Origin of the sequence: Moraxella osloensis (genome assembly GCF_001553955.1) — a bacterium.
In the GTDB taxonomy this organism is placed as follows: Bacteria; Pseudomonadota; Gammaproteobacteria; order Pseudomonadales; family Moraxellaceae; genus Faucicola; species Faucicola osloensis.
The window spans coordinates 1,499,970-1,525,152 of record NZ_CP014234.1 but is presented as its reverse complement, the minus strand read 5'-3'; the positions used below and the strand labels follow the sequence as shown (position 1 = coordinate 1,525,152).

The following is a 25,183-nucleotide window of genomic DNA, read 5'->3' as shown; positions in this document are numbered from 1 at the left end:
CGCCCATTTTTTATTAGGTCGCTATTATAGCATCAACTCAGTGAGTCTAAGCAGCGAAATATTGATAACCATATGCGCTGGTAGCGCACGCAGATAAAACATGCGGATAAATTAGTTTAAAAAACTAACAAAAATTGGTGATTTTGTATAATTTTTGAGCAAAAATTAAAAAAAACTGGTATATTATTACTTAATGATTAATAAAAATTACATTCTTAATACGTTTGAAGAAAACGCTATTAAAAAGTCATAGACGTCTAACCGATTTATTTATCTAAGGATACTGTGATGTCAGTCTTTTATCTTATCTACACGAGCAAAATTACCTTACAAGCAAGTTTGCATACGATGACGTTGCCTGATATCTATCGTCAGTCAGTCGCGCGCAACACCCAGGCAAATGTCAATAGCGTACTATTTCTCAAGCAAGGCAAATTTCTACAATATATGGAAGGTAGTGAGTGCACTATCACCCAACTATTTAACAAAATCAAAGCCGATAAAAGACACAAAAATATTCACGTTATTGGACAGGGACAGGCGCCCAATGCGCTGTTTGGGCACTGGAAAATGCACTGCATCAATTTAGATAGCGTCAATGATATGGATGATGTCGATGATATCAGCCCCCTGCTAGACTATTTTGAAACTGCGCAATTTGATAGCGCCAGTGTACCAAGGTTGCTTGCGGATGTAGAAAACTATTATCGTTCGGGCAAATGGCAAAGGCATCAACATACCAACTTTGATAAGGGCAGTTATAGCCATGCCACGCTGCGCCGATTGGGCTTTAAGCATCGCTATTTTTTGTGGATTCAGCTTGGGTTTTTATTGGTGTTTTTATTGCTGGTGATATACTGGGTATTACAGAATAGGGTTCATTTGGCTGCGCTAAATCATCCGTTGTCTGCTTTGAGGGGTTTTTTAGCCGCCGCGCTTTAATCATCGCTCTTCAGTGATTGCCGTTTAGCCACTGCTTTTTAACCACTGCCCTTTAACCACTGTATAAAGGCATAGGTTTGCTGTTCTTTGGCATTATCAGCAAAGTCAAACAACCGCGTGCCCAGTAAATTATCAGGCAGATACTGCTGTGGGTGGTAATGGTTGGGGTAGTCATGCGGATAGACATAATTGGCACCATAACCTTCGGCGCGCATCAGCTTGGTGACGCCATTACGCAAATGTAGCGGTACAGGCGATTGGTCATTTTCTGCCAGTCGCATCGCTTTATTGATGGCCTGATAACTAGAATTGGACTTCGGCGATGTCGCCAAATACACCACCGCTTGCCCCAAAATAATTCGCGCTTCAGGCATACCGATGCTCTGCACACTTCGCAGGGCGGTATCGGCAAGTAGTAACGCATTGGGATTGGCAAGTCCGATATCTTCACTTGCCAAAATCACCAACCGCCGCGCAATAAAGGCAGGGTCTTCGCCCGCTGTCAGCATCCGCGCCATCCAATACAGTGCCGCATCAGGGTCACTGCCGCGGACTGACTTAATCATCGCTGACACTAGGTCATAATGGCCATCACCCGATTTGTCGTAGCGTACCAGGCTTGCACCTGCGACCGCGATGACATTGTCATCAGTCACCACAATCGGTGACTGACTGCCTTGCTTAAAATTGGGGCTTGATTGAATGGCGAGTTCAAGTAAATTTAACGCCTTACGCGCATCGCCTTGCGATAGCGCAAAAATCGCTTGGCTTGATTGTATTTCAATTTTAAGTTGTTTAAAAACTGCATCATCGTCAATGGCACGTTGTAGTACTTGGCTGATTTCATCTTCGCTCAAGGGGTTGAGCCGATATACTTGGCAACGGGACAATAGCGCATTGTTGACACTAAACGAGGGGTTTTCGGTGGTCGCACCGATTAAAGTAATATCCCCTGACTCAACCGCGCCGAGGAGTGCGTCTTGCTGGGCTTTGTTAAACCGATGAATCTCATCGACAAATACTACCGGCGGCTCGCCAAACAAACCGTCATCTTTTGCCAGTACTTCACGCAGCTCTTTGACCCCTGCATTGATAGCCGAGAGCGGGCGAAAAGGACGACCCACCGCATCGGCTAATAGCATGGCTAGGGTGGTTTTGCCAATGCCTGCTTCCCCATGCAAAATAATCGATGGCAAGTAACCTTGCTCAACAATACGGCGAATCGGTGCATTGGCACCGAGCAAGTGGGTTTGTCCGATCACCTCGTCAAGCGATTTTGGGCGGACACGTTGGGCAAGGGGGATTTGAGCGAGTTGATTCATCATTAAGGTATAAGTTTAACTGGATTACTTAGTCGAAGGTCTTCAGCGATTTCACTATTTTTTAAATTGGGATTGTAGCTAAGTGCGGTACTTATTTGGTAAAAGTAACTGCACCAAAAACAATGAGGGTTTTTTAAGAATTTTAGCATCCTTAAATGACAGCGGTAAGCTAACTTGTTTGATTTGTGTGACTACTTGGATTGAGAAATATTTTTACTTTGTTAAATAAAAATAAACAGTAATGATGTGAGGCTTAATGAGCCATATTTTTAAAAAAACTACAATATTGTTAATATGACAAGTGTAGATTGACGGGTCATTTTTTTCTTTTTACAATCTCATAATTTGGTTAATATTCAAACTGACAGTTAGTGCTCACTTTGTTATTTCATTAGTATTTAATAAGACAGTTTTTTAATAAGACATTATTTAGCAAGACAGTTTTTTGGTAATACGGGCATCATAACGGCGACCGCATCAATTACTAGGGTCATTGACGGCTTGCGGGGTTGTTATGTTGCGGCAAAGCCATAGGCAAGTTATTAGCGAGTCGTATGAAATTACATCAATCCATCAAACCATCGACTTACCCAGTAAGCCATCATCTGCAGCCACTATCACGCGTGCTTACCCTGTCGGCGTTTACGGTGGCAATGGTTTCGTTGAATTTGTCCTTATCTTTGGATGCGACGGCTGCGACCACGGTCACCAAACCCAGCACTACCAAAACCACCCCGACAAAAACTACAACAAAAACCACCAAAACGACCAGTACCCCCACCAAAAATGCTAACAAGCCGCCTGTTAAAACATCAGCTACAACATCGGCTAAAAATTCTGTTAAAACATCGGCTAAAACCACGCCAGTAGCGCCAACCATAGAGCCCACTAGCAGATTGCAGCCCAGTACCAGTGGCGACACCGCAGAGTTTACGCCGATAATCAATACCCCGCCCAACCCTGAGCCTGTGCTCAATGCTAGCCCTGCCACGGACGCACCATCAGCCGACACGCCATCGAAAAAAACCGCGTCCCGCGCCAATGAAGTTAAAGGTGGTAAAGCAGCTGGGCTCAGCTACGATCCTACTATCAATAATGGGGTGCCTTATCCGCCAAGTTATGGCTTGGATGTGCCCAGTAATTTGACACTGGCACAAGCGCAGCAGTACCTAGTTAAAGTATCACCCAAAGTCGCGGCTGACAATGCGGCAATCGTGAGTAATGAGCTGCGAGCTGAGTCAACCAAAGGCTTAAACAAACCGATTGTGTATCTGGGTGCCAGTGCTACGCATGTACATGTGGATGACAATATAGATACCACGGGCATTAAAAACAACCTAGCCAATCCCATTGACAATGCAGTCAATAACAATAGTGGCAGTTTGCCCATCACCTTGCCACTGCCTACCACGCCTGCAGATATCGGTGGCTTAATCACCGACCCGATTCCCAATAGCATCCCTGTCAATATCGGCAAGAACAACACATCAGCCAATATTACGGTGCTATGGTCTGCTTATAACGGACACAAAACCGAAGCAGTGACCAGTTTGCTCAATGGTATGACCGATGAAAGCCGTGCCGATGCTGATTTGTCACTGGATGAACAATACACCACGCTTACCAAACGCTATTTTCAAACCCAGCTTGCCATCATGGCAGCTTATCTACGCGCCGATGCACTCAATGCGATTCGTGCCACCGACCATGCCGCACAGCGCGCACTCGATGTGGGGCTGATTTCAAAAGTCGAGCGTTTGGAAGCCAAAAAAGCCTTAGCCGATGCTGAATACGAAAATAGCAAAGCGCTGAACGATGCTGAGCTTGCCATGACCGCGCTACAGCGGTTACTGCGCACGCCGTATTTTATCAAACCAACATCGCCTTTATTTGTATCCACCAAGCCGTTGCCGCCACTGAGTTATTTTCAGCAGCAGGCTAAAATGCATCACCCAGGTTTTGATAAGGTGGCCGCCAAGTACAACCAAGCCAAAGCGCTGCATGAATTTAGTGAATCCGCCTATAAACCCAATGTTACCGTCTTTGGTCGCTCTGAAATCGACGCTGACCCAAATTGGATTGCCGGGGTGTCTGCCAACTGGAAATTGTGGGGTGGGGTAGATCGCCGTACCAGTACCCAATCTAGCCTTGCCAAGCTGCACCAAGCCGAATTTAGCCAAGTCGATGTCAATGATAATATTATGTTGTTGGTAGAAAAAAATTGGCAAACAGTCAACAATGCACGCGATAATTTTATTGCCTTAAATACCAATATTGAACTTGCCAGTGAGATGCTACGCTTTCGTCAGCTCGGCTTTAAAGAAGGCGTCAACACGGCCGTAGAAGTGATGCAAGCCGAAGCCAATTTGGAAAAAGCCAAAACCGAGCAGGCCAAAGCGGCAAATGATTATGTGCAGGCAATGGCAGACTTGATGCAAAGCTGCGGTACGCCACTAGAGTTTAACCGTTATATGCAGGCAGCGGACGTCAAGCTACCCGCGATTTATTTTGAACATCGTAAAAACTAATCAATTATTTTAACCCGTGTCTTTATTTCACCAGTAGGCTTACCGTATGGCTGATCCACAAAACCCAACACCAGACAATGCGATGGACAACGCTAAAGACAACGCTAAAGACAACACTTTGGACAGCGCTGCGGATAATGCTAATGCAGCGATGAACGCCCAAGCTGCCGATGAGCCGCACGCAGAGGATAGCCTGGCAGCCGCTGCGACGGATAGCCGTTACGCGGCGCCTACCAAAAAACCCAGTAAAATCCGCACCATCATTATAGCTTTGATTATCCTTGGGCTGATTGGACTGGTCGCATGGGGGCTAATCAAAGATAAGCGCGAGACGCGCAGCGCGCCTGTGACCATCCAAGGGCATATGGAAGTGGAGCAAACGCCTGTCGCTGCCAAAGTTGCCGGTCGTATTGCCAATATTTATGTCAAAGAAGGCGATGAAATTAGCGTCGGCACCCGCCTGATTGATATGGATAGCCCAGAAATCAATGCCAAGGTCGAAGAAGCACAAGCAGCCAAAGAATTAGCCCAAAGCCAGCTGGACAAAGCCAACAATGGCGCAAGACCGCAAGAGATTGAAATGGCAAAATACCAGTACGATGTTGCCCAATCCGCGGCTGACCTTGCCAAAGTCACCTACGAACGTATCAACCGACTCGCAGCAGAAGGCTTGATGTCACGGCAAAAACGTGACGAAGCCTATACCAACTATGTCGCCAATGTCGATAAAGCCAAAATCGCCAAAGCCCAATATGAGTTAGCCAAAACAGGCGCGCGTAGTGAAGATAAAACCGCCGCCCAAGCGCAAGTCAGCCAAGTAGAAGCCAAGCTTAAAGAAGCAATGGTGGCCAAAGAAGAAGCCAATCTTAAAAGCCCGATTGCCGGTATCGTGGACAACGTGATTGTCAAACCAGGTCAAGTGGTGGGACAGGGCGTACCACTGATGACCATTGTCGATCCCAAAGACCAATGGGTCGTGCTTAACGTTACCGAAAACAATCTAAATCATTTTGCAGTCGGTAGTGAATTTAGCGGTACGGTTCCTGCGTTATCGGTCAACAATCAGCCTTACCGCCAAGTGTTTAAAGTGTACGCAAGTTCCGTGCTATCAGATTTTGCCACGTGGCGCCCGACCAACAGCAAAGACGGCTTTGATATGCGTACCTTTGAGATTCGCGCGCGCCCGAGCCAGTCAGATACACGCCTAAGACAGGGCATGACCGTATTGGTTGATATACCGGCAAGCCGTCAGCCAACCCAAACACAATGAAGTCAACCATGATATCAAAACTGACATCAAAACTGACATCAAAACTGGCATCAAACAAGGGCTCTAAAGCGTCACCGACATCGTCCGCTGTGTCAAATGCCAGTGACAGTGACAGTGTTGGTGCTAGTGACCATGAGCGTCATGCGCAGTTTGATAACCGCTCAGGCTTTGTGCAATTCTTTGCGGCGTTTTGGCACAGTGCGCGCCGTGAATGGGATTTTTTGGTGCAAAATCGCTGGGATTTTTCGTTGATGTTTTGGATGCCCATCGTATTGATATTTTTGGTCTGGTGGATTTTTAGCAAAGGCATGGCAGTCGGGATACCGATTGCGGTCATAGACAATGACCACTCCGCGCAATCTGCGACGATTATCCGCTATATTGATGCGACGCCTGAGGTTGCGGTGGTTAAAAGTCTTCATAGTGCCGCTGCGGCTCAGCAAGCCATCGAGACTACCGATGTCATGGCGGTGGTTGAAATCCCAGAGAATTTTTCAACCAATCTACTGGCTGGCAAAACCTCGCGCTTGCTACTCAATGTCAATGCCCAGTATGGCACGCATTCAGGTATGATACAAAAAGCGGTACAGACAGCAGTCACAACCTTTTCGGCAGGGGCAGAGATGCAGCGGCGAGTCGCCATTGGCGAAGATGTCACCCTAACTAAAACCAGTTATGCACCGATACAATCGCAAAGTGTGGCACTGTTTAATACCGCCAATAATTATCAGCAATTTTTGGCAGTCACTGTGGTACCAGCCTTACTACATATTTTGTCGATGGTGATTGGGGCGTCAACTGTCGGGCGAGAGCTGGTCGACAAGACGCTAGGTGAGTGGTATCAGTCGCTAAAATACCCCAAATTTGCCAGTAGCCATGCCAGTAACCACGCCTTTAACCGCCCCTTTAACTATAGCCATCCTGTGACACTGGGGCACGAAAAACCCAAACTATCGCTAATTATCGCAGGGCTCAATGGCAAACTAATTTGGGCGATGTTTGCGTATACGCTTTGGGCAGCGGTGGCATTAACGTTGGTGATGCAAATTTTCCCCATTCGTTTGGCATCCGTGGCGATTACTTATCTGATATTTTTAATGTTTATGATGGTGTCGTTCTGGCTTGGGGTGATTGTCACGGTCGGCACGTTTTCGTATCGTCAAGGCTTGTCATTTACCGGATTTATCTCCGCCCCGTCATTTGCTTTTTCAGGGGTGACGTTTCCATTTTTGGCGATGAGTCCTGCCGCACAGCGTTGGGCAAATGCCCTACCACTAACCCATTATCTCAACTTGCAAACCACCCAATTACAAATGGGCGCACCGCCATCGTTTGCCTATAGCAGCTTTATCGGATTTTTTATTGCCGTCATGATTACCTTGTTGCTAGCCGCGTTGTTGACCAAAAAGGCCTTGCTGAAGCCTGAAAAATGGGGGCAACGCTGATGCCCACCCAGAGAACCCCCGGCAAAGTCGGCGTAAGCCACTCTGGCAACTCTGCCAACATTTGGGAGCGCGGTTTTTTGCTGCAAGTTTTGCATGTATGGCGCAGCGTGTTTCAAGACAAAGGGGTGCTTAGTATGCTACTGATTGCCCCGGTTATTTATGGCTTTTTTTATCCGTGGCCGTATTCAAAAGAAGTGGTGCGTCATGTCCCTGTGGCAGTGGTGGATTATGACCATTCAAGTCTATCGCAGACCATTATCCGCTACGCCCAAGCCAATCCGCGCATCCAAAGTACTATTGTAAACGATGAAAACAGTGCCAAGCAGCTGATGTGGCAAGGCAAAATTGCAGGCTACATGGTGATACCCTCAGGGCTGTATCAAAAAGTGACCACAGGACAACCTGCCAAGGTGAGTATCCTTGCCAACGGTAACTATTTTTTGCTCAACAAACAAGTACAAACGGGGTTTTTAGAAGTCATCGGCACCGTGTCCGCAGGGGCGAAAGTACAAAAAAATGTTGCCATCGGGCAAGATATCACGGTTGCCAAAAACAATATTTCCCCGGTTGCGCTGACGATTAATCCCTTATACAACCGGACCGAAGGCTATGGCAGCTACATTGTCCCTGCGGTTGCGATATTGATTCTGCAGCAGATGTTTTTGATGGGCACAGCAATGCTAGTGGGTACTTGGGCAGAGCAAGACATGCACCGCGCTTCGATGAAAACGTGGCTTGCGCGAATATTGGGCTTAGCGTGTTTTGGTTTTGTGCTCGGCTGTTTTTATTATGGCTGGGTGTTTTCGAGCAATGACTATATCCGTAACCAAAATCTCACGGGTTCACTGGTACTGCTTGCCCTGTTTTTCCCCGCGGTAACGGCGCTGGGCTGTCTGCTTGGGGTGTGGTTTGGGGCGCGAGAACGGGCGATGCAAATCTTGGTCGCAAGTTCAATGCCGATGCTGTTTGTATCCGGGATTTCATGGCCGTATCAAATGCTGCCTGAGCCACTGCAGTATTTGCGCTGGGTGTTGCCTAGCACCTCGGGAATGAATGCCTCTGTGATGCTGAACCAAATGGGCGTGCCACTGGCGTATGTCAACGTGTATCTCATGGCACTCATGATGATTTTCTTGGTTTGTTTATTGCTGCTACTTTTATTAGCGAGTAAAGAAAGTGAATCGTTAGCAGATTAATCCTTGCCAACGGTTATTTTCTTCCTCATGCGTTTATCATCCGTTGCCTTATATCCACCGCCTTTAGGCGGTGGATATAAGGCAACTTGTACACTATAACGCTTGCATAAATTTTGCTAAAATAATTTGCATGAAAACACTCAAGCTACGCATACGAGATAAACATAAAGACCAACTAAATCGCCTAAGCGGTTCGGTGAATTTCGTATGGAACTACGTTAATGCGTTAAGCTATGAGCATCTTAAGCGTACTGGCAAGTTCTTTAGTGCGTATGATTTAAACGACTACACCAAAGGTAGCGGTGAATTACTGGGGTTACACTCGCAAACCATTCAAGCCATCAATGAAACCCACGCCAAAGCTAGAAAACAATTCAAAAAAGCTAAATTATCATGGCGAACCAACAACCCAAATTCAAAACGTAAATCATTAGGCTGGCTACCATTTAAACAATCTGCCATCAAACACATCGCTACCTACCAAACAGGTAAAAAGGGCTTAAAATCTACCTTGCAGCTATCTTTAGCCAAAGGACAAAAGCTAATCATTGATCTATGGGATAGCTACAATCTATCGTTATATCAAATCAACACTTGCGAGCTAGTCCAAGACAGCCGTAACCGTTGGTATGCCTGTATCACCGTCAAAGAATACCCTAAAACTACTTGTGGAACAGGTAGCGTTGGCATAGATTTGGGGCTTAAAGATAGTGCTACCAGCTCGAGCGGTGACAAACTACAAATGAAACAAACGCTCAACTATGCCAAAGATTTAGCCATTGCTCAACGAGCTAAAAACAAACAGCGTGTCAAGGCTATCCATGCCAAAATCAAAAACACACGCCAAGACCTGATACATAAATTCACCACCCAATTAGTCAAAGACAATGCCCTAATCGTGGTCGGTGATATTCAGAGTAATCAATTTAATAGTAAAAAAGGCAAACTCGCCAAATCGGTTTACGATGCAGGTTGGTTTGAACTGAAACGACAACTGACCTACAAATGCGAGAACGCAGGTTGCCGTTTTGAAATCGTGAATGAGAGATACACGACCCAGCGATGTTCGTGTTGCGGTGAAATCACCGCCAATAGTCCGAAAGGTAGAAAATCGCTTAGAATAAGAGAATGGATATGTGCTTCGTGTGGCACATGGCATGATAGAGATATTAATGCCAGTAAGAACATTCTTGCGGTCGGGCTTGACCGTCTTGTAGAAGGAATCCCCTTGCTTTAGCAAGGGGAGGAAGTCAAACAGGTGGTTAGTTGCCAAATTTGCGATGCGTGTAGCGAGCATCTATCATCTATCATTTGATAAACTTTTCGATAGCACATTGACACAGATGGGCAATCCGTGGTTATCTAGCACAATGAATACAACATAATTGAATTTTTCAACTGATTGGCATATAGGATTTATCAGTGATCAGTATTTTTGATTTATTTAAGATTGGGATTGGACCTTCAAGTTCGCATACCGTCGGACCGATGAAAGCGGCGAATCTGTTCGTTAGCGCATTATCACAGCAGCAGCTATTGATGCAGGTGGATAGGGTGCAAGTCGAGCTGTTTGGTTCGCTCGGTGCGACCGGTAAAGGGCACGGTAGTGATATAGCGGTGATGCTAGGTTTGATGGGAGAGCAACCACAGACGACGGATGTCGCCGCTATTTCACAAAAAATTGCCGATATCCAAGCGCAAAGCACGCTATGTCTAAATCAGCAGCATGAGATTAACTTTGTTGCTGACAAAGATTTAATCCTAAATGGTAGGGTATCGCTGCCCCATCATCCCAATGCTTTGACTATCACTGCTTTTACAGGCAATGAAATTGTTTACCAAAATACGTATTATTCAATCGGCGGCGGGTTCGTGCAGACCGAGCAAGAAGCGCAAGCAAAAGAACCGGTGATTGAAAGCGTCAAAAAATTAGTACCTTATCCGTTTAACAACGCCAAAGAATTATTACAAATTTGCCAACACAATCAACTGTCAATCGCCCAAGTCGTTCGAGCCAATGAACTGGCTAACTTGAGTGAAGATGAGCTGCTGGGTGGACTTAACGACATTTGGCAAGTCATGCAAGACTGTGTCAATGATGGTTGTCGCCACGATGGTATTTTGCCAGGGGGCTTACAAGTACAGCGCCGTGCCAAGGCGATTTATCAGCAGTTATCCGCTGCCGATAGCCGAAAAGCGTTTAATGATGCCCTTGCCGTGATGGATTGGGTGAATCTATATGCGTTGGCAGTTAATGAAGAAAATGCCAGTGGCGGACGTGTAGTCACCGCACCCACCAATGGTGCGGCAGGCGTGATACCTGCGGTTATGCATTATTATCGAGATTTTTGTCCAAGTTATACGCTGCAAGGTTTGCATGATTTTCTGCTAACCGCCGCGGCGATAGGCATCATTATCAAAGAAAACGCCAGTATTTCAGGTGCAGAAGTGGGCTGTCAAGGGGAGGTCGGCTCGGCATGTGCAATGGCTGCGGCAGGGTTAACCTATGTGCTTGGTGGTAGTCCTGCGCAATGTGCCAACGCTGCCGAAATTGGCATCGAACATCATCTTGGCATGACGTGTGACCCGATTGCAGGGTTGGTGCAAGTACCTTGTATTGAACGCAATGCCATGGCGGCAGTAAAAGCGATTAATGCCTCAAGGCTTGCGCTTAAAGGCAATGGGCAGCATGTGGTATCGCTTGATAAAGCCATCAAAACCATGAAAGAGACAGGCAGAGATATGATGTCAAAATATAAAGAAACCGCAATGGGCGGGCTTGCTATCAATGTCCTAGACGAGGATTTTGCCGCCCAGTCAAATCTGATTCCGACGCTGGATGTGACGGTCAATTACAGTCAGTGTTAGTGCTACAATAAAAAAACCGATTCGCCAAGGAATCGGTTTTTTTGTGCTTATCAATCAATCGCAGGCTGATAATCCCCTGTGATAATAGCGTCTTTGATGTCATCGGCTTGTGCCAACACTTGCGCCAATAATGCTTTGACATTGTCAAGCGTGGCGATGGGGCTTAACGTGGTCATTTTAAGCGATTGCACATCTTGGTTAGCATCCCCTTGCTTTTGGTAACTGACGCGCGTCACGCCGATATTGGCTTCACCTTTGGCAAATAGCTCATCGGCGACATTTTGGTTTAAGCTATCAAGCAACTCGACCGGGTAGTCTTTGGGCACCACGCGAAATAGCACGGAGGCAAACTGTGGCTCTACCAACAATTCAAGCCCATCAGTCGCTTTGATGTAATCAGCGACTTCGCGGGTCAAATCAACGCCATGGTCAATCATCGAGCCGTATAATTCTTCGCCCAAGGCTTCCACTGTGAGCCATAATTTTAGCGCATCAAAACGGCGCGTGGTTTGTAGCGACTTAGAAACTAGGTTGGGTACGCCATGTTCCTCGTCATACGCAGAGTTTAAATACTCAGCTTCGTAATGCATGAAGCGATAGTTGGCTTCATCTTTGAGCAAAAATGCCCCGCAAGAGATGCTTTGGAAGTAATGTTTGTGGAAGTCGAGGGTGATAGAATCGGCTTGCTCAATGCCTGCAAGTTTATCGCGGTAGTTATTCGATAAAATCAGCGCACCGCCCCAAGCGGCATCAATATGCAGCCATGCACCGTACTCATGGGTAAGCTTACGAATCGCAGGGATTGGGTCAATCGCGCCTGCGTCGGTAGTGCCTGCAGTAGCGACCACACAGGCGATGATTTTACCTTCGGACTTCAGTTGCGCCATGGTGTGTTCAAGTGCGGCAACATCCATCTGCGCTTGGTCATTGACTGGCACAGTGACCACCGATTGAAAACCCATGCCCATCATTGCCATGTTTTTTTGCACGCTAAAATGCGCGTTTTCTGAGCAGATGACTTTCACTTTTTGCATGGCATCGGCTGGGATACCGTCACGCTGTACTGACCATTCTGACCCATCGTCATTCTTATAGTTGTTGGCGATACACCAATCACGGGCGAGTAACACGCCCATCAAGTTGGATTGGGTGCCACCTGAGGTGAATACGCCCGCTTGTCCGCTACCAAAACCGACTTTTTGACGTAGCCAATCAATCAGTTGCACTTCCATCAGTGACCCTGCTGGGCTTTGGTCCCAAGAGTCCATCGATTGGTTGGTGGCATTAATCAGCACTTCAGCGATTTGGCTTGTGACCATCGTTGGGCAGTGCAAGTGAGCAAGCGAATGTGGGTGATGCACCTTTAAGCTTTTATTAAGGAATAATTCGACTGAACGTTTTAATGCGTCTTCCAAGCCAAGTCCTTCTTTTGATGGCTGAAAGGCAATCTCAGCGCGCAGCTGCTTGATACTACCGCCGGTGTACATTTTGTCATTTTTGAGCCAATCGGTGACGGCTTGCACGGCAGTGTTCATATTTTTTTGGTAATCGGCAATGGATTGGCTGTCATTACAAAATAACGCTTGGCGATGCTGTGATAAGTTTGACATGATAAGTCCTTGCATTCTTTAAGATAGAGTTAACTATAAATTGTCATTAAACAGAGTGATATGAGCAAATGGTTAATTTATTTTACAAAATTACGCTTATACAGTTGATGATTTACAATATTGGCTTTGGCATCGTTTTTATCCCAAATTTGCAATTCCCACGGATAATAAAAATTGCTCGCATTTTTAAAGTACACATGCACACCGATATACCCGTCGATATCACGTAAATACCAATTTTTTAGACTGTAATCTGTTTTCCAATCATCCAGTTTTTCCATAATATCTGTCACATCAGCCGATGGCAAAATTACCCGAGCACCAAAAATATCATTTAAGATATTATTGACTGGGTACTGGTTTTGTCGTGCCAAATAGCGATTGACTTTGTCATAGATACTTTCAGCCGTTTTAACACGGTAAAAAAAATCGATATTTTGGGTATCGGCAAATGCCAAATAATCATTAATCGCTTCATGCAAATTAAGCCGATATGACAAGATAGGCTCAATAGGGACGGTTTTGAGCGTATGTGATAGATTGATTTTTGGTACCTTGCCTGTTTCGAAATAATCTTGCGAATACTCACCATGAATCCGATTGATTTCTCGAATCAGGCGTTCGGTCTTGGCGATATTGGTTTCCATATTTTACTCAAAATAAAATAAACAGATAATAAAAACGGCAAAGCCACGTCAGTAACTTTACCGTCTTAATAGGCAATAATCAATTACCCACGTACTTTTTGCACGGCTTCAGCCACTGCCTTTTTAAAGCGTTCAAGCACCGCATCACATTCATCAGCAGTGATGTTAATCGGGCAAAGCAAGCGAATCACTGTACCGCCACGACCGCCTTTTTCCAGCAGTAACTTGTTGTCAAAACACGCTCTTTGAATCGCATTCGCCATGTCAATGTCAGCAGGATACGAGCCGATACGGTCAGCAGGTTTACGCTCATCGACAATCTCAATACCCGTCATCAAGCCGCGACCGCGCACGTTACCGATACAAGGAAATTCTTGGGCGATTTTTTTGAGTTCATCGCGCAAGAATTCACCGCGGATACGCGCATTTTCTGCCAAGTTTTTGCTGCGGATTTCAGCCAATACTTGAATCGATGCCGCCATTGCAAGCTGATTGCCACGGAAAGTACCGGTGTGACCGGCTGGCGCCCATGCGTCGAATTTTTTGTTGATGGCAAGTACGCATAGTGGCAAACCACCCCCGACCGCTTTACTCATCACCACCACGTCAGGCACGATGTCGGCATGTTCGAAGGCAAACATTTTGCCTGAGCGCGCAAAACCAGCTTGCACTTCATCCAAAATCAATACGATATCATGCTTGGCGGTCACTTCACGGATTTTTTGTAGCCATTTTTTGGGCGCAGGCACGACACCGCCTTCCCCTTGAATTGCTTCTAGGATGACCGCTGCAGGTTTGACCACGCCGCTTTCAACATCTTCAATAAAGTTTTCAAAGTAGTAAGTCAGCGCATCCACGCCCGCTTCACCCCCTAGACCAAGTGGGCAGCGGTATTCATGCGGATAGGGCATAAACTGTACCCCTGGCATCAAATTGCCAACTTTCTCTTTGGCAGACAAATTGCCGGTCATGGCAAGCGCGCCATGGGTCATACCGTGATAACCACCGCTAAATGCGATAACGTTGTCACGCCCTGTATAAGTTTTTGCTAATTTAATCGCCGCTTCTGTACCGTCAGCACCGGTCGGACCGCAAAATTGCAATACAAAATCTTTTGGAAAAAAAGACAGCAAGGATTCGGTAAATGCATCTTTAACAGGGGTGGTGATATCTAGGGTGTGCAGTGGCAGACCACTTTCTAACACATCATATAAGGCTTGTTTGACGGCTGGGTGATTGTGACCCAAGGCTAATGTGCCAGCACCGGCTAGGCAATCAAGGTAATCATTGCCTTCAACATCGGTGACCCAAATACCTTGGGCTTTAGCTATAGCTAGCGGTAGTTTGCGGGGATAACTACGAACATTAGATTCCATCGTGCTTTGACGAGTTAAGTAATATTCGTTAGTGGCATGAGAAATTGGATGTACAGGGGTTGCTACGTGTAAATGCGTTTGGCTCATATCGGATTACCATCTCAGATAACGGGCGAAAAGGTTAGTTTTTTGGCTATCTTTCTCGTATTTGTGAATAACATATCAGTCAGGATGACTGACACCAAAACAAAAACGTTATACCGCAAAACCCCAAAATGCCATGACACTGCACCCAAGACCTAACAATATAACGTTGAAAATTTATGGGGCATGATACCCTTTTTTTGTGAAAAATACAGTCTTTTTTGCAAAAAATCGCATGAATCCTCCAAAGTGATAACACAGCGGCGTATTTTGCGATGACAGAGGCAAAAAATCATGGCAAGCGGTGAGCAAGGTGAGCAAGGTGAGTAATGAGCGGCACAACACCACAAGTAAGTATGAAAAGTCTGACAATCGTTGATAGTCCAAGCAGTTTATAAAACTCTGCAGTCACAATTTCAGTCACGATAATGATAAAAAAATTACCTAGTTAATACCATGTTAATGAATTATTTGATACAAAATAGCCAAGTGTCAGCACGCCCAATAATATCCAAGCTTACACCATCAAAATTTTATAAAAGCTAAATACTGCTTAGTATTGAGAGCTTTACACGAATAAACATACAAAAGCTGATTAAAAAAATATAATCAATTACCTAGCAAAATAGACTGGCAAAAGAACTAGTAAAAAAATTACCAAAAGAAACTGCCAAAAAAATTGCCAAAAAAACGGGATGGCTACATACGCAAAAATAACAGACCCTTGTAATGTTACCAGCGTCCTTGCGTAGGCAAGACGTAGCGAATTTTTAGAAACTATTTTAATAACATGCGTCAATCCTAGATAACACACTTAAAATAAACCCATAACAACTAGACGAGAAGCAACTTTATGCCACAATCCTTAACACTTACTATCAATCAGCAACAACACACGTTGACGAATCTAGATGTACGCACCACGGTGCTGGATGTCTGTCGCAACCATCTTGGCTTGACAGGCAGCAAAAAAGGCTGTGACCACGGTCAGTGTGGCGCATGTACCATGCTGATTAATGGTCAGCGGGTCAACAGCTGTCTGACCCTAGCGGTCATGCATGAGGGCGATAGCATCGAAACCATTGAAGGCATTGGCTCACCTGAAGCGCTTGACCCGATTCAACAAGCGTTTTTGGAACATGACGCCTTTCAATGTGGTTATTGTACCCCTGGACAAATTTGCTCGACCAAAGCGATGATTGAAGAGCTCCGCCAAAACTGGGCAAGTCATGTGTCGGCGGATTTGATGCAGCCTTTATCAAACGATACAGCACAATTTAAGCAACAATTAGATAAGGAAATCTCTGAGCGTATGAGTGGCAATATTTGTCGCTGCTCGGCATATCCCAACATCGTGCGAGCTATCAAACAAGTATTACAAGAAACTGGTTTTTCGGCAGAGACAGATAAGGTAACCACCCAGACAGCAGCTACTCAGGCTACAGGAGTGTCGCTATGAAAACGTTTGATTATCAGCGCGCCAACTCGGTAGATGACGCAATCAAAATAGCCACTTTAGCTGAAGGGCATTTAGTTGAGGCGCAGCGTCCGTTTTTTATCGCTGGGGGTACCAATTTACTTGACTTGATGAAACTCGAAATCGAACAGCCGACGCAGCTGATTGATATTTCACGTTTGCCCCTTAACACAATCGAAGCCACGCCAGAAGGTGGGTTAAAAATCGGTGCTATGGTCAGTAACAGTGAATTAGCGGCTCACCCTGTCATTCGTCAAGATTATGCGGTGCTTGCCCGTGCCTTGTTGTCGGGTGCATCGCCGCAACTGCGTAACAAAGCCAGTACCGGTGGCAATCTACTACAGCGTACCCGTTGTTACTATTTTTATCAGCCTGATAGTCCGTGTAATAAGCGTGAGCCTAATTCTGGCTGCGGGGCAAAAGCAGGTCTTCATCAGAATTTGGCAATTTTAGGCACGAGCGAGCAGTGTATTGCTACTCATCCATCAGATATGGCGGTGGCAATGCGATTGCTCGATGCCGTCATTGTTATCCAGCAAGCCGACGGGCAAACCCGCCAAGTGCCTATTGCTGAATTTTATCGCTTACCTGAGCAAACCCCCCATATTGAAACTTGCTTAAATCTAGGTGATTTGATTACCCATATCATTCTACCGCCGCCCTTAAAAGGCGTGCATAGCTATGACAAAGTGCGTGACCGTGCCTCATATGCCTTTGCTTTGGTGTCCGTCGCTGCAGTGATTGAGCATGATAATGACACACTCACCAATGTACGACTTGCATTTGGCGGTATTGGCAGTCAGCCATGGCGAAATACCGACATTGAAAAAATACTGATTGGCAGCACGGGCGATGCCGTGAGTATTGAGCTTGCGGTGGCGACCCTATTCAAAGAAGCAAAAACTGATGAACAAACCGAGTACAAGACCGTGCTAGTACAGCGTCTTTTACACCATGTTGTGCAGCGGGCATTACAACAACCCAATCAATCAAGTCCTTTAAGTAGTGGAGTGAGTGCATGAGCCTAACACAAATTTTTGGCGAATCGCCCCTTGAAAAAAAACTGACCATGGACAAGCCTGTCGAGTCACGGCTAGATACGACCGATAGCAAACTCGTTGGCAAACCACTGAGCCGTATCGAAGGACACCTAAAAGTCGCAGGCAAAGCCACGTATACTGCTGAGCACCAATTTGACGACTTGTGTCATGGTGTCATGGTCGGTGCAACCATCGGTAAAGGCAAGGTAAAAAAAGTACATCAAGATACCGCCTTACAAGTTGCAGGTGTGATTGGGGTGTTTCATGACCCGCTGTTTTTACGCAACCCGCAACAAGGGGGTGTCAAAATGGCGCCTGTGCAAGGCGCAAGCGAGGTTTTTTATCATGGACAGCCGATTGCCTTAGTGGTCGCAGAAACCCTAGAAGCGGCTCAAGAAGGCGCGAAGGCGTTACAGATTGACTATGAAAATGATGAAAAACACGGGCATTTTGACTTTAACAAGCAAAAAAAGCATACCCAATTTATTGATTGGGTAACTGATAAAAGTGACGATATTGGCAAACCTGAAAAAACGCTTAAGCAAGCAGAGGTTAAAGTCGATGTGACTTATACCACGCCAAGCCAAAGTAACATGCCGATGGAACCACACAGTTCGTTGGCGCGTTGGTTTGAGGGTAAGCTAACTCTTCATACCTCCAACCAAATGCTTGCCTCTTCCAAAATACAGCTTGCTAAAGCCTTAGATATGCCCGAAGACGATGTCCGTTTGCTATCGCCATATGTTGGTGGCGGGTTTGGCTCAAAACTGGGTATTTCGCCAGAATCGGTGATGGCAGCCATTGCGGCTAAAGACTTAAAACGCCCCGTACTGGTGAACATGACCCGACCGCAAGTCATGGAAACTACCGTGAGACGCACCAACACCGAACAAAGGGTGGCATTGGGGGCGGATAAAGATGGTAAAATCCATACTATTATTCATAATAGCATTGTTACCAATTTACCGTCAGAAACGTTTTTTGAGCCAGTGGCGGTCTCTACCCACTTTTTATATGGCGGTGACAATCGCCAAATCAAATACGAAATGGCGCGCATGAATTTTACCTTAACAGGCTCTATGCGTGCCCCTGGCGAAGCGGTGGGTCAGTTGGCACTCGAATGTGCCATGGACGAACTGGCACATGCATTAAAGCTGTGCCCAATCGAACTGCGAAAACGCAATGAACCGAGCGAAGACCCAAGCAAAAAAATTCCCTACAGCACCCGAAAATTGCTGGCGTGTATGGAGCAAGGGGCAAAAGCCTTTGGGTGGGATAAACGCCCACAAACGCCCGCAAGTCGCCTTGATGGTGATTGGCTGATTGGCTATGGGATGGCGTGCGCCGCACGTAGCAACGAATTAAAACCCTCGCAAGCCCGTGTGAGCTTGTTGCCCTCTGACAAACCGCTTGGGGTCATGGCTCGTATCGAAACTGACATGACTGATATCGGTACAGGGAGCTATACTATTTTTTCGCAAGTGGTTGCCGATATGCTGGGCTTACCGATTGACCACGTCGAGGTCAAACTTGGCGATACCGATTTGCCGCCTGCTGCAGGGTCAGGCGGTAGCTGGGGAGCTTCAAGCGCTGGTAGTTCTATTTATCTGGCGTGTGAAGCGCTACGAGAAAAGATTGCACAGAGTGTGGGGCTGCATGCCGATAGCATTGGCTTTAAACAAGGCAATCTATATAGACAATTTGAGCATGACCCTAGCCTAGCTGAAAAAATTGGCGAAAAAATTAACCATACGTTAACCGATACGTTGGATAAACTAGCAGAAAAAACAGGCCTTAATTCTGAGGTTTCTGTAGACCACCAAGATAATGTACTCGATTGGGAACAAGTCAATACCCAGTTACCGCTGAGCAGTTTTTTGCAGCAATATGCCCCTCATGGCTTGGTAGCTAATGGTGAAATCGAACCTGGTAAAACCAAAAAAGAATACCGTCATGCAGGCTATGGCGCACAGTTCGCTGAAGTCGGGGTACACCGGGTAACGGGTGAAATTCGGGTTCGCCGTATGCTAGGCACATTTGCCGCAGGGCGTATCTTAAATGAAAAAACAGCGCGCTCGCAGTGCTTTGGTGGTATGGTGTTTGGTATAGGGGCTGCCTTGATGGAGCAAATTCACCATGACAAACGTGACGGTCGTCTATGTAATCACGATTTAGCCGAGTATCAAGTGTGTGTGAATGCCGATGTGCCTGACTTAGAGGTAATAATGTTACCCGAAACTGACCCCTATGCCAATCCGCTCCACAGCAAAGGCATAGGTGAATTGGCATTATCAGGGGCAGGGGCAGCCATTGCCAATGCAATTTTTAATGCCACAGGCGTTAGAGTACGAGACTATCCCATTACTTTGGATAAACTGCTGTACCAGTTGCCCTTACTGTAATCGGCTACACTGTCATTTGCTATGAACCACTTGTTTGATATTTTTGATACCCTTGAGCAGTTACCGCCCAACAGTGAAGCGGTGTTAGCCACAGTGGTGAGTGTCGAAGGGTCAGCCTATCGGCAACCTGGCGCCAGAATGTTGATTTTAGCCGATGGTCAATCCATAGGCATGGTGAGTGGCGGTTGTCTTGAAAAGCACTTGGTTCAGCGAGCCTTTTGGCTAACGCGAGCTGGGGCAACGCTCAAAACCTATCATACCGCAACCGATAGCCAATTATCACAAGATGAGGTAGCTGATGACAGTGATGAGCAAGAAGGCTTTGGGCTTGGCTGTCAAGGCGTCATTCAAGTATTATTTGAACGTCTGGTTTTGAATGAGCAATCTGTATTATTCGCCTGTTTTCAGCGCTTAAAACAGACAAAACAGCCACAAACTCTGGCTACAGTTATCACCTCAAACTCAGATCACTTTGTGGTTGGACAGCATCTGCCTTTGACACAGTTGTCGCAATTGGGTCAGCAAGATTGGCAACTGGTTAATCAAGTCGCTGCCAGCCGTAAGAGTCGCTTTAAGCTGCATGTTTATCAAAAACAAGCACAACAATTGAGCCTCTTTGTAGAAACGCTACAACCGCCACTACAGTTATTAATTTTTGGGGCGGGGCAAGATTGTTTACCCTTGATGACCATGGCAAATTTGCAAGGCTGGCAGGTGACGGTGATTGATAGTCGGTTGGATGTGATTGCCCGTTATCGCGGGCAGGCTCACGCCAATTTTGTGCAGATTGCCCTTGAGCAAGCCGAGTCTGTGCAGACTTTTTTTGAGTCACCGCAGCCGACCGCTGTGGTGATAATGACCCATAGTCTGAGTCAAGATAGAGTATGGCTCAGCCAAGCCTTTAAAGCCCAAAATTCGCCTTTCTTTATTGGACAATTAGGGCCCACCTATCGTACTGAGCAGTTGCTTAGTGAGATTGACGATGGTTATCAACTGGTGAAATCTGCTAATTTGTTCTATCCTGTGGGTTTAGCACTCGGTGGGGATACGCCCGAAGCGGTGGCTTTATCTATCACTGCCCAAATTCAACAGGTATATCATGAGCGTCACGCCTAGCAATTTAACCGTGGTGATTTTGGCGGCAGGATTGAGCCAGCGTCTTGGTTTTGCCAAACAGCTGATTGTAAAAAATCATCAAACTTTGCTGGCTGAAAAAATTCAACTGGCACGCCAATTGCAGCCTCATCAAGTGTTGGTGGTTTTGCCAAAATTTGATAACCCAATATCTAAAGCGTTATACAACGAAGTTGCACCATTTGCCGTCACAGTCGTTGATAATCCAACGCCGCAGACAGGGATGGCGCAATCGATTCAGTATGCAATGACAACATTACAACAACAGTCAGTAAGTGCTACGATGCGAATTTTGTTCTTGACTGTTGACCAAGTGGCGGTAACCCTCGATGATTTGACGCTATTAAGCCAAAATGTTAAAGACCATAAGCTGATTGTGAGTGAGTATGGTGATAACAATCAACCAATTTGGGGGATTCCCGTCAATTTACCTTGGGGTTTTTTGCAAGCATTTGGGCATCAGTTGCAAGGCGATAAAGGTTTTCGGGCGTTATGGCAACACCAAACCGCTATCGTTTCGCCCACCGACGGTACGGTTTATCAGCTTTATCCAATACCGCTGCCGCATTTAAGCCAAGATATTGATACCTTAGAACAATTTGAGCAGCTAAAAACAGCCTATCACCTTTTGCCGCCGACCCAACATTTTAATTGAGATAATGATGATTTCTGTCAATGAACTAAAACAAGCGATTAATGAGCGCCTAGAGAACTATTTAACGTCGCGTCTGGGCGAGGTAAATATCATAACAGTGGGTTTATTGGAGGCGCAAAACCACATCTTAGCCCAAGATATTGCGGCATCCTTTGATATTCCCCGCCAAAATCTATCATCCATGGACGGTTTTGCGATTGCTATGAGTAGCTATCTTGACCACGATAGCCAACTTGAAATCATCGGTGAATCGGGGGCAGGTAAACCTTTTAACGGTCGTTTAAGACCCAATCAAGGCGTGCGAATTTTTACCGGCGCGGTGGTGCCAAATGACTGCGACACGGTGGTGATGCAGGAAGACACCAACCTTAGCGACATTCAGCACAGTTTGGATAACACCCAGGCCTATCACATTCGCTTGACCCAAACCGCTAAGGTGGGCGCAAATATTCGCCGCCAAGGCGAGGAAGTGCAAGCAGGCGAAACTGTTTTAACAATTGGTAAACGCCTAAACCCCACCGATATCAGCTTACTTGCCAATTTGGGCGTGGATAGCGTGCAGGTATTTCAGATACTCACGGTTGGCATTATTGCCACCGGCGATGAGCTGGTTGATGTGGGGCAGCCGCTGGCAACGCTTGCCCAAATTTATAATTCCAACACGCCCACGCTAAAAGCGTTATTAAAGCAGTTGCCGATTGCGATTCAAGATTATGGCATTGTCCCTGACAACCTTGAAACCACTCGCCGCACTGTTCAGCAAGCGATAGTCGAATGTGATGTGATTATTTCTACGGCGGGTGTATCGGTGGGTGATTATGATTTTTTAACCCAAGTCATTCAGGCGCTTGGCAAAATTCACCATTACAAAGTGGCGATGAAACCAGGTAAACCTTTTATATTTGGGGAATTTGAGCAAGATAAAAAAACGGTCATGTATTTTGGGTTACCCGGCAATCCGCTATCTACCGTGGTGTGCTGCCTTAATTTTGTCCAACCCGCGCTGTGGCAACTATCGGGCGCGATACCATCAGACATCCCAAAACCGCTGCAACTGTTTGCCAAAACCACCCACGACATCAACAAGCGAGCAGGACGCCAAGATTATCAGCGAGCGATTTTTTGCCAAAATGAAGACGGCAGTTTTAGTGTCACTCCTTTATCTGCCCAAGACTCCCACCGTGTAAAACAGCTTAGCCACGCCAATTGCTTGCTTGTATTACCCAAAGATAATGCAGGGGTAAAAGCAGGCGAAATAGTGACAGTGCAGCCGTTTAGTTGGAATTTTAGCTGACGATGACTCCGCAACCTTCTTCATTAAATTTGGTGGACAATTTCCATCGCCAGTTAAGCTATTTACGCCTGTCGATTACCGATTTTTGTAACTTTCGCTGTCACTACTGTCTGCCCGATGGCTATACTGCCAACGCGGGTAAACGCCCTGACAACGAGCTTTCTGTATCCGAAATCGATGTTTTAATACAAGCCTTTGCCAAACTAGGTACCACCAAAGTGCGGCTGACGGGGGGTGAGCCATCGATTCGACAAGATTTACCGCGCATCATCGAACTTGCCAAACAGACCCAAGGCATCCAAACAGTGGCGGTTAGCTCCAATGGCTATCGCCTTGCCAAGCATTTATCCGATTGGCAAACGGCAGGGCTAAATCAGCTTAACATCAGTATCGACAGCTTTGACCCCACCATTTTTAAACAAATCACCGGCTTTGATATATTGCCAACGCTGCTAAAAGACATAGATAAATTGCTAGCAACCACCGATATTAAGCTAAAACTTAATGGTATTTTGATGGCAGACACCGCTTTTGATAACTTGCAATCCGTGTTAAGTTTTGTCAAAAATCGCCCTGTCACTTACCGTTTTATTGAGTTTATGCAAACTTCGGATAATAAAGCTTTGTTTTTTGCCCAACATAGCAGTGGTCAGCGTATCAAAGATTTTTTGCTAGAAAATGGTTGGCAATCCCAACGCCGAGCAAGCGATGCAGGCCCTGCGATTGAATATCGCCATGCCGATTATGTCGGTGGCATTGGGCTGATTGAGCCTTACGCCCCGCAGTTCTGCGACAGTTGTAATCGGCTGCGAGTGAGTAGCCAAGGCAAAGTACATTTGTGTTTGTTTGATAATGGCAGTTATGATGTGCGAGCGTTTTTGGCAAATGGCGATGTCGATGGATTGGTTCATGCCTTGCAAAGGTTAATGCCGATTAAGCCCGAGCATCATTTACTCAAGCAAAACGACAGTGGTATCATGGCGAATTTGTCGATGATTGGCGGCTAATCGATGGCGGGTTTTTTGAAAATATAAAATAGGCAAATTTAAGAAAAATTGACTCATTCAAGCGCAGCTTGATAAGCGTATATGTTGATGTAATTTTGTGCCACATTTGAGGGGTGAAAATCCAAAACATGACAACACAATTAACTCCCTTAGACCTGACACATTTAGACGCACACGGCGATATCGCCATGGTCGATGTATCGGGCAAAACAATAACCCAACGCAGCGCCACCGCCGTAGGGCAAGTCATTTTCCCTAGCAACAGTTACCAAGTGATAAAATCTGCCGACGGCATCACCAAAAAAGGCTCAATCACCCAGACCGCGCATATCGCAGGGGTCATGGCAAGCAAACGCACCCACGAGCTGATTCCGCTTTGCCACCAGCTGCCACTCGATGGGGTAAAAATCGGCTTTGAGTATGATGATAACAACTGCTCAATTCATGTCACTGCCACCGTCAAAGTCACCCACAAAACAGGCGTGGAAATGGAAGCCTTAACCGCTGTGTCGGTAGCTTGCCTAACGATTTACGACATGACCAAAGCATTATCTCACGACATCACCATCAGTGATATCAAGCTACTCACCAAAACAGGGGGCAAATCCGACTATGCCAACACCTAGCGCGTCTGAGAAAAATTTAGCCATCTTATACTTTGCAAGCCTTGCTGAACAAGCAGGGAAAGACGAAGAAACAATCCGCTTTGACGGTGATAACCTGACCGAGCTTTACCAAACGTTAAGCGCACACTACGGTTTTAAACTCGCCCAAACCAAACTTGCCGTGGCAATCAATCACCATATTGCCAACTGGCAAACGCCGCTTCAAGATGGCGATATCATCGCCTTTATTCCGCCTGTAGCGGGCGGTTGAATATCGCATA

At 46.2% G+C, this 25,183-nt stretch carries 20 protein-coding genes; 16 read left to right on the top strand and 4 right to left on the bottom strand.

Going from position 1 to position 25,183, the window contains the following annotated elements:
• Nucleotides 1-288 precede the first annotated feature (288 nt).
• Nucleotides 289-942: a BLUF domain-containing protein gene (locus AXE82_RS06670; RefSeq protein ID WP_062332838.1), complete on the top strand. Its 654-nt coding sequence runs from the start codon at nt 289-291 to the stop codon at nt 940-942.
• Between the two features lie 38 nt (nt 943-980).
• Here AXE82_RS06670 and AXE82_RS06665 read toward each other — a convergent pair whose 3' ends face one another.
• Nucleotides 981-2,267 carry a replication-associated recombination protein A gene (locus AXE82_RS06665; RefSeq protein ID WP_062332834.1) on the bottom strand — a complete coding sequence of 429 codons (1,287 nt, stop codon included), beginning with the start codon at nt 2,265-2,267 and terminating at the stop codon, nt 981-983.
• A 551-nt stretch (nt 2,268-2,818) separates the two neighbouring features.
• On the opposite strand from AXE82_RS06665, the gene AXE82_RS06660 reads away from it, so the two are divergent.
• The 6 genes from AXE82_RS06660 (at nt 2,819) to AXE82_RS06635 (ending at nt 11,571) form a co-directional block, all read left to right on the top strand.
• Entirely contained in the window at nt 2,819-4,792 is a 1,974-nt protein-coding gene (locus AXE82_RS06660) for a TolC family protein (protein ID WP_062332831.1), read from the top strand.
• A 46-nt stretch (nt 4,793-4,838) separates the two neighbouring features.
• Nucleotides 4,839-6,062, top strand: coding sequence for an HlyD family secretion protein (locus AXE82_RS06655; protein ID WP_172460481.1), 1,224 nt, complete (start codon nt 4,839-4,841; stop codon nt 6,060-6,062).
• A gap of 8 nt (nt 6,063-6,070) precedes the next feature.
• Entirely contained in the window at nt 6,071-7,507 is a 1,437-nt protein-coding gene (locus AXE82_RS06650) for an ABC transporter permease (protein WP_167541439.1), read from the top strand.
• Nucleotides 7,507-8,703, top strand: coding sequence for an ABC transporter permease (locus AXE82_RS06645; RefSeq protein WP_197931437.1), 1,197 nt, complete (start codon nt 7,507-7,509; stop codon nt 8,701-8,703). The genes AXE82_RS06650 and AXE82_RS06645 overlap by 1 nt, the downstream gene beginning before the upstream one ends.
• Before the next feature lie 130 nt (nt 8,704-8,833).
• A complete protein-coding gene (locus AXE82_RS06640) occupies nt 8,834-9,940 on the top strand; it encodes an RNA-guided endonuclease InsQ/TnpB family protein (RefSeq protein ID WP_062332821.1) in 1,107 nt (368 codons plus the stop codon).
• Between the two features lie 185 nt (nt 9,941-10,125).
• Nucleotides 10,126-11,571, top strand: a complete 1,446-nt coding sequence (locus tag AXE82_RS06635; protein ID WP_062332818.1) for an L-serine ammonia-lyase — start codon at nt 10,126-10,128, stop codon at nt 11,569-11,571.
• Between the two features lie 50 nt (nt 11,572-11,621).
• Here the strand turns inward: AXE82_RS06635 and AXE82_RS06630 are convergent, their stop codons facing one another.
• The 3 genes from AXE82_RS06630 to AXE82_RS06620 all read right to left on the bottom strand — a co-directional run bounded on the left by AXE82_RS06630 (nt 11,622) and on the right by AXE82_RS06620 (nt 15,291).
• Nucleotides 11,622-13,181, bottom strand: coding sequence for a pyridoxal phosphate-dependent decarboxylase family protein (locus AXE82_RS06630; protein ID WP_062332815.1), 1,560 nt, complete (start codon nt 13,179-13,181; stop codon nt 11,622-11,624).
• 77 nt (nt 13,182-13,258) lie between these two features.
• Nucleotides 13,259-13,828 (bottom strand): nucleotidyltransferase family protein, encoded by a 570-nt coding sequence (locus tag AXE82_RS06625; RefSeq protein WP_062332813.1) that lies wholly within the window; start codon nt 13,826-13,828, stop codon nt 13,259-13,261.
• An 83-nt stretch (nt 13,829-13,911) separates the two neighbouring features.
• Nucleotides 13,912-15,291: a diaminobutyrate--2-oxoglutarate transaminase gene (locus tag AXE82_RS06620; RefSeq protein ID WP_062332810.1), complete on the bottom strand. Its 1,380-nt coding sequence runs from the start codon at nt 15,289-15,291 to the stop codon at nt 13,912-13,914.
• Nucleotides 15,292-16,141: 850 nt separating this feature from the next.
• Between AXE82_RS06620 and AXE82_RS06615 the strand changes: the two genes are divergently transcribed.
• The 9 genes from AXE82_RS06615 to moaD all read left to right on the top strand — a co-directional run bounded on the left by AXE82_RS06615 (nt 16,142) and on the right by moaD (nt 25,173).
• Entirely contained in the window at nt 16,142-16,747 is a 606-nt protein-coding gene (locus tag AXE82_RS06615; RefSeq protein ID WP_050325201.1) for a 2Fe-2S iron-sulfur cluster-binding protein, read from the top strand.
• A complete protein-coding gene (locus AXE82_RS06610; protein WP_062332805.1) occupies nt 16,744-17,787 on the top strand; it encodes an FAD binding domain-containing protein in 1,044 nt (347 codons plus the stop codon). The genes AXE82_RS06615 and AXE82_RS06610 overlap by 4 nt, the downstream gene beginning before the upstream one ends.
• Nucleotides 17,784-20,207 (top strand): xanthine dehydrogenase family protein molybdopterin-binding subunit, encoded by a 2,424-nt coding sequence (locus tag AXE82_RS06605; protein ID WP_062332802.1) that lies wholly within the window; start codon nt 17,784-17,786, stop codon nt 20,205-20,207. Before AXE82_RS06610 ends, AXE82_RS06605 begins: the two co-directional genes overlap by 4 nt.
• A gap of 21 nt (nt 20,208-20,228) precedes the next feature.
• A complete protein-coding gene (locus tag AXE82_RS06600; protein WP_062332799.1) occupies nt 20,229-21,323 on the top strand; it encodes an XdhC family protein in 1,095 nt (364 codons plus the stop codon).
• Nucleotides 21,307-21,996, top strand: coding sequence for a nucleotidyltransferase family protein (locus AXE82_RS06595; protein ID WP_062332797.1), 690 nt, complete (start codon nt 21,307-21,309; stop codon nt 21,994-21,996). Before AXE82_RS06600 ends, AXE82_RS06595 begins: the two co-directional genes overlap by 17 nt.
• A gap of 7 nt (nt 21,997-22,003) precedes the next feature.
• Nucleotides 22,004-23,290, top strand: coding sequence for a molybdopterin molybdotransferase MoeA (locus AXE82_RS06590; protein WP_062332794.1), 1,287 nt, complete (start codon nt 22,004-22,006; stop codon nt 23,288-23,290).
• Between the two features lie 2 nt (nt 23,291-23,292).
• Nucleotides 23,293-24,297 carry a GTP 3',8-cyclase MoaA gene (gene moaA / locus AXE82_RS06585; protein ID WP_062332791.1) on the top strand — a complete coding sequence of 335 codons (1,005 nt, stop codon included), beginning with the start codon at nt 23,293-23,295 and terminating at the stop codon, nt 24,295-24,297.
• A gap of 128 nt (nt 24,298-24,425) precedes the next feature.
• The gene (moaC, locus tag AXE82_RS06580; protein ID WP_062332788.1) at nt 24,426-24,923 is read left to right on the top strand and encodes a cyclic pyranopterin monophosphate synthase MoaC; all 498 of its coding nucleotides are present in this window, start codon (nt 24,426-24,428) and stop codon (nt 24,921-24,923) included.
• Nucleotides 24,910-25,173, top strand: coding sequence for a molybdopterin converting factor subunit 1 (gene moaD, locus AXE82_RS06575; protein WP_062332786.1), 264 nt, complete (start codon nt 24,910-24,912; stop codon nt 25,171-25,173). Before moaC ends, moaD begins: the two co-directional genes overlap by 14 nt.
• Nucleotides 25,174-25,183: the final 10 nt, after the last annotated feature.